General features: G+C 72.0%; 6 protein-coding genes and 1 pseudogene. 5 read left to right on the top strand and 2 right to left on the bottom strand.

Going from position 1 to position 8,744, the window contains the following annotated elements; genetic code table 11:
- Both ACFU5F_RS41475 and ACFU5F_RS41470 read left to right on the top strand, forming a co-directional pair.
- A partial coding sequence (locus ACFU5F_RS41475; protein WP_383898749.1) for an FAD-binding and (Fe-S)-binding domain-containing protein occupies positions 1-2,796 on the top strand: 2,796 nt, incomplete at its 5' end.
- The gene (locus tag ACFU5F_RS41470; RefSeq protein WP_383898747.1) at positions 2,793-4,232 is read left to right on the top strand and encodes an NAD-dependent succinate-semialdehyde dehydrogenase; all 1,440 of its coding nucleotides are present in this window, start codon (positions 2,793-2,795) and stop codon (positions 4,230-4,232) included. The genes ACFU5F_RS41475 and ACFU5F_RS41470, both read left to right, overlap by 4 nt.
- Before the next feature lie 22 nt (positions 4,233-4,254).
- Here the strand turns inward: ACFU5F_RS41470 and ACFU5F_RS41465 are convergent, their stop codons facing one another.
- Both ACFU5F_RS41465 and ACFU5F_RS41460 read right to left on the bottom strand, forming a co-directional pair.
- On the bottom strand, positions 4,255-4,998 hold the full coding sequence (locus ACFU5F_RS41465; protein WP_383898752.1) for an IclR family transcriptional regulator: 744 nt from the start codon (positions 4,996-4,998) through the stop codon (positions 4,255-4,257).
- A 165-nt stretch (positions 4,999-5,163) separates the two neighbouring features.
- Positions 5,164-5,910 carry an IclR family transcriptional regulator gene (locus tag ACFU5F_RS41460; RefSeq protein ID WP_383898750.1) on the bottom strand — a complete coding sequence of 249 codons (747 nt, stop codon included), beginning with the start codon at positions 5,908-5,910 and terminating at the stop codon, positions 5,164-5,166.
- 172 nt (positions 5,911-6,082) lie between these two features.
- Between ACFU5F_RS41460 and solA the strand changes: the two genes are divergently transcribed.
- From solA to ACFU5F_RS41445, 3 genes and pseudogenes are all read left to right on the top strand, one after another.
- Entirely contained in the window at positions 6,083-7,330 is a 1,248-nt protein-coding gene (gene solA / locus ACFU5F_RS41455) for an N-methyl-L-tryptophan oxidase (RefSeq protein WP_383898746.1), read from the top strand.
- Positions 7,331-7,332: 2 nt separating this feature from the next.
- On the top strand, positions 7,333-8,394 hold the full coding sequence (locus ACFU5F_RS41450) for a succinylglutamate desuccinylase/aspartoacylase family protein (protein ID WP_383898744.1): 1,062 nt from the start codon (positions 7,333-7,335) through the stop codon (positions 8,392-8,394).
- A gap of 81 nt (positions 8,395-8,475) precedes the next feature.
- A pseudogene (locus ACFU5F_RS41445) lies at positions 8,476-8,744 on the top strand (ABC transporter substrate-binding protein); the annotation flags it as partial.

Raw genomic sequence — 8,744 nt, 5'->3', positions numbered from 1 at the left:
CCCGGATCCACCGGTCTCTACGCCTACGACGCCTCCAACTACCGGGTCCCCCCGCGGGCCGTGGTGTTCCCCCGCAGCACCGACGACGTCGTCGCCGTCGTGCGGGCCTGTCGCGAGGCGCGGATCCCGGTCACCCCGCGGGGCGGCGGCACCAGCATGGCGGGCAACGCCGTCGGCCCCGGTGTCGTGCTCGACTTCTCGCGGTACATGAACCGGATCCTGGGCATCGACGTCGAGGCGCGTACCGCGCGGGTCGAGGCAGGTGTCGTGCTCGACGTGCTGCGCGGCGCGACCGCGTTGCACGGGCTCGACTTCGGTCCCGACCCGTCCTCGCACAGCCGCTGCACCCTCGGCGGCATGATCGGCAACGACGCGTGCGGGAATCGGTCGGTGCGCGACGGGCGGACCGGCGGGCACGTCGAGGCGCTGGAGATCGTGACGGCCGACGGCGTGCGGGCCGTCGCCGACCACGCCGGACTGCACCCGGTGGACCCCCGGGACGCCGGACTTGTCGCCCGCCTGGAGGCGGACGTACGCCGTCTGATCGCGGACAACCTGGGGCCGATCCGGACCGAGCTGGGCCGCATCCCGCGTCAGGTCTCCGGCTATCAGCTGCAGCACCTGCTGCCCGAGCACGGCTTCGATCTGGCCCGCGCGCTCGTGGGCACCGAAGGCTCCTGTGCGGTCGTCACCGCCGCGACGGTCCGCCTGGTGGCGACCGCACAGGCCTCCACCCTGCTGACCCTCGGCTACGACGACGTCGTCGACGCCGCCGAGGACGTCCCCGAGATCCTGCGCTGGTCGCCCAGCGCGGTCGAGGGCATGGACGAGGCGATCGTCGCGACCATGCGCGCCCGCCGTGGTCCGGACTCCGTCACCGGTCTTCCCGAGGGACGGGCCTGGCTCTACGTCGAACTCGAAGGCGACGACCACGCCGAGGTGGGCCGCCGCGCGGCGGAACTGCTGGACACACTCAAGGCGCGGGGCCGGACGACCGGCGGCCGTGTCGTGGAGTCCCCCGCCGAGCGGCGCTCGCTGTGGCGGGTCCGTGAGGACGGGGCGGGGCTCGCCGCCCGGCTCGTCGACGGCGGCGAGTCCTGGCCCGGGTGGGAGGACGCGGCGGTCGCCCCGGAGGACCTGGCCGCGTATCTGCGGGACTTCCGCAAGCTGCTGGCCTCGCACGAGCTGACCGGCGTCCTGTACGGACACTTCGGCGCGGGCTGTGTCCATGTGCGCATCGACTTCGACCTGGCCACCGACCCGGGCCGTGCTGCCATGCGCAGGTTCCTCACCGAGGCGGCCGCCCTGGTCGTCGAACACGGTGGAACCCTGTCCGGTGAGCACGGCGACGGACGGGCGCGCGGCGAACTGCTGCAGGTCATGTACAGCCACCGCATGATCGCCGCGTTCACCGCCTTCAAGCGGGCGTTCGACCCCGACGGGCTGCTGAATCCCGGCGTGATCGTCGACCCCGCGCCGCTCGACGCGAACCTCGCCGTGCGTGAACTCCCCCTGCTGGAAACGGCGTTCACCTTCCCGCACGACGACGGAGGCTTCGCGGGCGCGGCCCGCCGCTGCGTCGGAGTCGGCCGGTGTCGCAGCGACGCGGGCGGCGTGATGTGCCCGAGCTACCGGGCCACGGGGGAGGAGCGGGACTCCACCCGGGGCCGGGCCCGTCTGCTGCAGGAGATGGCGAGCGGCGGCACGGTCCAGGACGGCTGGCGCTCGGCCGAGGTACGTGAGGCGCTCGACCTGTGTCTGTCGTGCAAGGCGTGTTCCAGCGACTGCCCGGTCGGCGTCGACATGGCCACCTACAAGGCCGAGTTCCTCCACCAGCACTACAAGGGAAGGCTCCGGCCCCGCTCCCATTACTCGCTGGGCTGGCTGCCGCTGACCTCCGCGCTGGCCGGATACGCCGCCCGGCCGGTCAACGCGCTGCTGCGCGGACCCGTCGGAAGGCTGCTGGCCCGTCTCGGCGGCGTGACGACGAAACGCGCGATCCCGGCGTTCGCCCCCCGGCGGGCGCTGCGCACGGCCCTCAGCGCGGCGCGGACCGGTGAGCCGGCGAAGGCGGTGCTCTTCGTCGACAGCTTCACCCGTGCCTTCCGCCCGGAGGTGGCGGGAGCGGCGAGCCGGGTGCTCGCCGACGCCGGCCTCCCCTGCACGACCGAGGAGAGCCTGTGCTGCGGGCTGACCTGGGTCAGCACCGGCCAGCTCTCCGTCGCCCGGCGGATCATGGCCCGTACCGTCGACGCCCTCGACAACGACGGCGACCGCCCCATCGTGGTCGCCGAACCGAGTTGCGCCGCCGCCCTCAAGCGCGACGTGCCCGAACTGCTCGGCACCGAGGCCGCACGCCGCGTCGCCGACCGCGTCCACACCCTCACCGGCGCCCTGACCGAACTCGCCGACGAGAGCTGGACCCCGCCGGCCCTGCCCGGCGAGGTCGTTCTGCAGACCCACTGCCACGAGTACGCCACCTTCAAGTCCAGCCACCCCCGCGACCTGCTGCGCCGCCTCGGCGTACAGAACGTCACGGAGGCCGAGGGCTGTTGCGGACTCGCCGGGAACTTCGGCTTCGAGGAACAGCACTACGACACCTCGATGGCCGTCGCGGATCTGGCCCTGAAGCCGCGCCTCGACGGCATCACCCCCGACGCCCCGGCCGTCGTCGTTGCGGACGGCTTCAGCTGCGCCACCCAGATCGACCACCTCGCCGGTGACCGGGGTGTTCGCGCCCTGCACCTCGCGGAACTGCTCGACCCCACCGCCGATCAACCAGGAGACCCCTCATGACCGACACACGCACGCAGTTGTTCATCGGCGGTGCCTGGGTGGACGCCGCGGACGGCGCCACCATGCCCGTGGACGACCCGGCGACCGGCGAGATCCTCTGCCGTGTCGCCGACGCCGGCGCCAAGGACGCCCGGCTGGCCGAGGACGCGGCCGTCGCCGCACAGGAGGCCTGGGCCCGTACGGCTCCCCGGGCCCGGAGCGAGATCCTGCGCCGCGCCTACGAGATCATCCTGGAGCGCACCGACGAGCTGGCCCACCTGATGACGGCGGAGATGGGCAAGCCGCTCGCCGAGGCCAGGGGAGAGGTGGCGTACGCGGCGGAGTTCTTCCGCTGGTTCTCCGAGGAGGCCGTGCGCATCGACGGTGGCTCGGGTGTCCTGCCGGACGGCCGCAACCGGATGCTGCTCTCCCGCCGCCCGGTGGGCCCCTGTCTGCTGATCACCCCGTGGAACTTCCCGCTGGCCATGGGCACCCGCAAGATCGGCCCGGCGATCGCGGCGGGCTGCACGATGGTGCTCAAGCCTGCTCCGCAGACCCCGCTGTCCAGCCTGGCCCTGGCCGCGATCCTGCAGGAGGCAGGGCTGCCCGAAGGCGTACTGAACGTTGTCACCACCTCCCGTGCCGGGGAGGTGTGCGAGCCCCTGCTGCGCGGCGGCCGCATCCGCAAGCTGTCGTTCACCGGCTCCACGGGTGTGGGGCGTCTGCTGCTCGCGCAGAGCGCGGAGGCGGTCGTGCGGACCTCGATGGAGCTGGGCGGGAACGCGCCGTTCGTCGTCTTCGAGGACGCGGATCTGGACAAGGCCGTGGACGGCGCGATGGTCGCCAAGATGCGCAACATGGGAGAGGCGTGCACGGCGGCCAACCGCTTCTTCGTCCACCGGTCGGTGGCGGAGGAGTTCGGGCGTCGGCTGGCCGAGCGCATGGGGGCGCTCGTCGTGGGCCCCGGCACCCGGGACGGGGTGGACGTGGGTCCGCTCATCGACCGGACCGGGCGGGCCAAGGTCGAGGACCTGGTCGCCGACGCCGTGGAGCGCGGTGCCCGGGTGCTCGTCGGCGGTCGTGCGCCGGAGGGGCCGGGCTGCTTCTACCCGCCGACCGTGCTCACCGATGTCGACCCGGGCAGTCGTCTGATGGACACGGAGATCTTCGGACCGGTGGCGGCGATCCTCACCTTCGACGAGGAGGACGAGGTGGTCCGCCGGGCCAACGACACCCCCTGGGGTCTGGTCGGCTACGTCTTCACCGAAGGTCTGGACCGCGCTCTGCGTGTCAGCGAGCGGCTGGAGGTCGGCATGGTCGGACTCAACACGGGCCTCGTCTCCAACCCGGCCGCGCCCTTCGGTGGCGTGAAGCAGTCCGGGCTCGGGCGGGAGGGCGGTCGGGTCGGGATCGACGAGTTCCTGGAGTACCAGTACCTCGCCGTGCCGGTGGGGTGACGGGGACCCGTCGCCCGTGCGCTCAGCGCAGGTGGCGGACGGTGATCTCCGCGGCCGTGGCGGTCACCAGCCGGCCCAGCTCGGGGAGCCTGCCGGGCTCGAAGCGGGAGTCCGGCAGGGAGATCGCCACGGCGGCCAGCGGGGCGCCGGCGGCGTCCAGCACCGGCGCGGCGATGGCGCAGACACCCTGGACGTACTGGTTGTGGTTGACGGCGTATCCCCGTTCCCTGACGCGCTCCAGCTCGGCGCGCAGCTCCAGGGGATCGGTGATGGTCTCCTCGCCGTATCCCTCCAGGGTGCGGGCCGCGAACTCGTCGACCTCGGACTTGGGCAGATGGGCGAGGACCGTGTGCCCGGCGGCCGTCGCGTGCAGCGGTGAGGTGGCGCCGATGGCGTGGAAGGTCCGTACGGCGTGGTCGCAGTCGACGCGGTCCACCACGACCATGCCGTGCAGTGCGTCGGGCACCGCCAGGTGGATGGTCTCGTTGAGCGCGTCCCGGAGCCGGATCATCGGCTCCCGCGCGGCGGCGAACAGGCTGGAGCCCTGGAGGGCGGCGGGGCGTACGGCCAGGACGCGGGCGCCGATCTCCCAGTGGGTGGTGTCCTTGCGGTTGGCGCGCAGCCAGCCGGCCTCGTTCAGGGTGACCAGGGTGCGCTGCACGGTCGACTTGGGCAGCCCGAAGAGCCTGGTCAACTCGCCCACGGTGACGGGCTGATGCCGGGCGACCGCCTCCAGGATGCGCAGCGACCTGGTGACACTCTTCATCTCCATGTGCCGAACTATAGCACGCCATTCCACAATGTGGCACGATGCGGGGAGTTCGGACAGTGAGTCCCGCGGGAGCGGGTGATGACATGCGTCGAGGGTGGGCCTCGCGCGTCGGTGCGAGACCCACCCTCGGTGGCGACTTCGGTGCGGTCGCCGTCGCGCTCAGGCGCCCAGGCGGCGGCGCGAGATCTCCGCGGTCGTGTCGGCGACGAGGCGGCCCCACTCGGGCAGGCGGTCGGCGTCGTACCGGGACTCGGGCATGGAGACGGCCACGGCGGCCAGCGGTGTGCCGTCCTCGTCCAGTACGGGGGCGGCGATGGCGCAGACGCCGGGACGGAACTGGTTGCGGTTGACCGCGTACCCGTCGGTGCGGATCCGGGCCAGTTCGGCGCGCAGCTCGTCGGCGTCGGCCGGCGTCGTGTCGCTGAAGCGCTCCAGGCCCGCGGTGATGACTTCCTCCACGTCCCGGCCGGGAAGGTGGGCCAGAACGGCCCGCCCGACCGCGGTGGCGTGCAGGGGTGAGGTGTCGCCGATCGTGTGGAAGGTGCGTACCGCCTGCGCGCAGTCGACGCGGTCGACGACGACCATGCCGTGCAGCCCGTCGGGGACCGACAGGTGGATGGTCTCGTTCGCCGCGTCCCGCAGGCTCACCATGGGGTCGCGCGCGGCGGCGAACAGGCTGGAGCCCTGGAGGGCGGCGGGGCGTACGGCCAGGACGCGGGCGCCGATCTCCCAGCGGGTGGTGTCCTTGCGGTTGGCGCGCAGCCAGCCGGCCTCGTTCAGGGTGACCAGGGTGCGCTGCACCGTCGACTTCGGAAGGCCGAAGAGTTTCGTCAACTCCCCCACGGTGACGGGCTGATGCTGGGCGACCGCCTCCAGGATGCGGAGCGACCTGGTGACGCTCTTCATTTCCATCCGATTTCCCCCTGTTGGTCCTCTGAATTTTTCGTGAACAACCCCTTGACTCCCCTCCGTGTCACTGTCATTGTTCGTGCCAGATTCTAGCACAGCGTTCCACATTGTGGCACGGCTTGAGAGAGAACTTTCCGAGAGAGCCGGAACACCCCCGAGAACCGGACGGATGCGCGCTGCGGGCCCCGAGGACTCCGCCTCCGCCCAAAACCACTCGAATCGAACAGCCTCGCACCGGAGCTCAGCATGCGCCCCGGTGAAACGAAAGGAAACCCCCGTGTCAGCTGCCAGGAAGCGTGTCGCCGTCATCGGCGTCGGAACGATGGGCAGCCAGGCCGCCTGGCGGCTGGCGGCACGCGGCGCGGAGGTCGTCGGCTACGACCGCTACGCCCCCGGCCACGACCGCGGTGCGGCGGGCGGAGAGACCCGGATCTTCCGCAGCGCCCACTTCGAGGACTCCCGGTACGTCCCGCTCCTCCAGCACGCCGACGCGCTGTGGGAGCAGCTCCAGGGGGAGACCGGCCGCGAGCTGCGCCGCCTGACCGGGTGCCTGCTGATGGGGCGGACCGCGCACCACCAGATGGCCACCGTCCTGGAGTCCATCGCGGAGCACGACCTCGACCACGAGGTGCTGGACGCCGAGGCACTCGCCAAGCGCTTCCCGCAGTACCGGCTCGAGGACGGTGACGCGGCCGTCCTCGACCGCCGCGCCGGCTTCATCCGCCCCGAACTGACCATCCAGACCGCCGCCCGCCGCGCGGAGGAACTGGGCGCCGTGATCCACCGCTACACCACCGTCCGCGAGGTGGTTCCCGTCGCGGGCGGCGTGGAGGTCCGCACCGACGCGGGCAGCGAGCGGTTCGACACCGCGGTCGTCACGCCGGGCCCCTGGGTGAACGACCTGCTCCCGGACCTGCCGTGGGAGGTGGAGGTCCGTCGCCTGGTCAGTGCCTGGTTCGTGCCCACCACCCCCGAGGCATGGTTCGGCGAGGAGCGCCCGGCCTTCATCCGCACCGCCCCCACCCACTGGTACGGCCTGCCCTCCCCGGACGGCGTCTCCGTCAAGCTCGGCCTGAACCGCGTCCTGCACCGGCTGACCGACGACCCCAACCAGCTGGAGCGCACGGTGCGTCCGGAGGAGCTGGAGATCTTCTCCGAGCTCATCGAGCGCTACGCGCCGGACCTGCACCCGGACCCGACCCGTCTCTCCGTCTACATGGAGGGCTACACCGAGAGCAGCCGCCCGCTGATCGGTCCGCTGCCCGGCGCCGAGAACGTCATCCTGCTCGCGGGGTTCTCCGGCCACGGCTTCAAGCTCTCGCCCGCCTTCGGCGACATCGCCGCCGACCTGGCGCTGGACGGCACCTCGCCGCAGCCCATCGACTTCCTCTCCACCATCGGCCGTACGGAGGCATGACCATGAGCGACGCCACCCTCTCCGTCGGCTCCCTGCACGCAGAGCCCGGCAGCAAGGCGCGCGGCACCCTCCGGGCGGACCTCGGCACCCTCACCACCGACATTCCGCTGACCCTGGTCAACGGCTCCCGCCCCGGCCCCCGGGTCGTCATCACCGCGGGCGTCCACGGCGGCGAGTTCACGCCCATCGACGCTGTCGTACGCCTGGCCGACAAGCTGGACCCCCGCGAGGTGTACGGCCAGGTGATCATCTGCCCGGTCGCCAACCCTCCCGCCGTGTACCAGGGCCGACTCAACATCTCCCCCGTCGACGGCGTCAACATCAACCGTGTCTTCCCCGGCGACCCGGACGGCGGCCCCACCGAACGCCTGGCCGCCTGGCTGTTCACCCACCTCGTCGACGGCGCCGACGTCTACATCGACCTGCACTGCGGCGGAATCGACCAGGTCCTGCGGGACTTCGTCGGCTACCGCCTCACCGGCGATCCGGACCTCGACAAGGCCACGGCCGAACTGGCGGGCTCCTTCGGCATCGAGGACATCATCCTCGGCCTGACACCCGAGGGCGGCAACAGCCACGCGGCCGCCGCCCGCCGGGGCATCTCCGCCGTCCTGGTCGAGGTCGGCGAACTGGGCCGACGGGACGAGGCCACCGCCCTGCGCCGCGTCGACGGCCTGCTGACGGCACTGTGCCACCTCGGAGTCCTCGACCAGGACCACTCCGCCCCGACACAGACCCGGGAATGGGTCTGGTCCGGAGGCGTCACCGCCGAGGCCACCGGCCTGTGGTACCCGGAGTTCTCCTTCGACGCCGACATCATCGGCGAAGTCACCGAAGGCGACCTCCTCGGCCGCATCGTCGACCCGGTCGACGGCACGGAACACCTGGTCCACGCACCGGCCGCCGGACGGATCATCTACGGCATGCACGGCCTCACCGTCGCCCCCGGCAAGGAACTCGCCGCGCTGGCCATCCCCTGGGACCCCGCCATGGCCACGGGCCCCACCACGCTCCGAGCTCCCGGCCTCGGCGCCGGATCCGACGAGACGGATCCCCGCCCCTAGACCCCCCTTCACCCCCCTCGCCCCTTTCCCACGTCCCTCGGCCGCTCACCTCCCGCGGCCGGCACCACCAGGAGGCACACCATGAAAGATGCCCGGATAGACCGCAGACTCTTCCTGCGAGGCATAGGCGGAGTCACGGCGGGTGTCGCCGCCGCGACCACCCTCTCCGCCTGCGGTACAGGTACCAGCCGGACGGCCGGCGGCAGCGGTAGCGGTGACAAGGGTTCCAAGACGGTGGTCGTCCGTGACAGCGGCGGTTCCTACGGCGCTGCGCTGCAGAAGGCGATCTACACGCCGTTCACGCAGGAGACCGGCATCCAGGTGAAGGTGCTGAACCTGGACGACGCCCC

It is taken from the genome of Streptomyces sp. NPDC057438 (assembly GCF_042802995.1).
Lineage (GTDB): Bacteria > Actinomycetota > Actinomycetes > Streptomycetales > Streptomycetaceae > Streptomyces.
The sequence above is the reverse complement of the archived record's forward strand: the minus strand, read 5'-3'. Positions and strand labels throughout refer to the sequence as shown.

Bases quoted from the DNA above. Each gene is read 5' to 3' on its own strand.
- ACFU5F_RS41470 (WP_383898747.1), top strand. From the start codon at position 2,793: ATGACCGACACACGCACGCAGTTGTTCATCGGCGGTGCCTGGGTGGAC.
- ACFU5F_RS41465 (WP_383898752.1), bottom strand. From the start codon at position 4,998: ATGAAGAGTGTCACCAGGTCGCTGCGCATCCTGGAGGCGGTCGCCCGG.
- ACFU5F_RS41460 (WP_383898750.1), bottom strand. From the start codon at position 5,910: ATGAAGAGCGTCACCAGGTCGCTCCGCATCCTGGAGGCGGTCGCCCAG.
- solA (WP_383898746.1), top strand. From the start codon at position 6,083: ATGCGCGCTGCGGGCCCCGAGGACTCCGCCTCCGCCCAAAACCACTCG.
- ACFU5F_RS41450 (WP_383898744.1), top strand. From the start codon at position 7,333: ATGAGCGACGCCACCCTCTCCGTCGGCTCCCTGCACGCAGAGCCCGGC.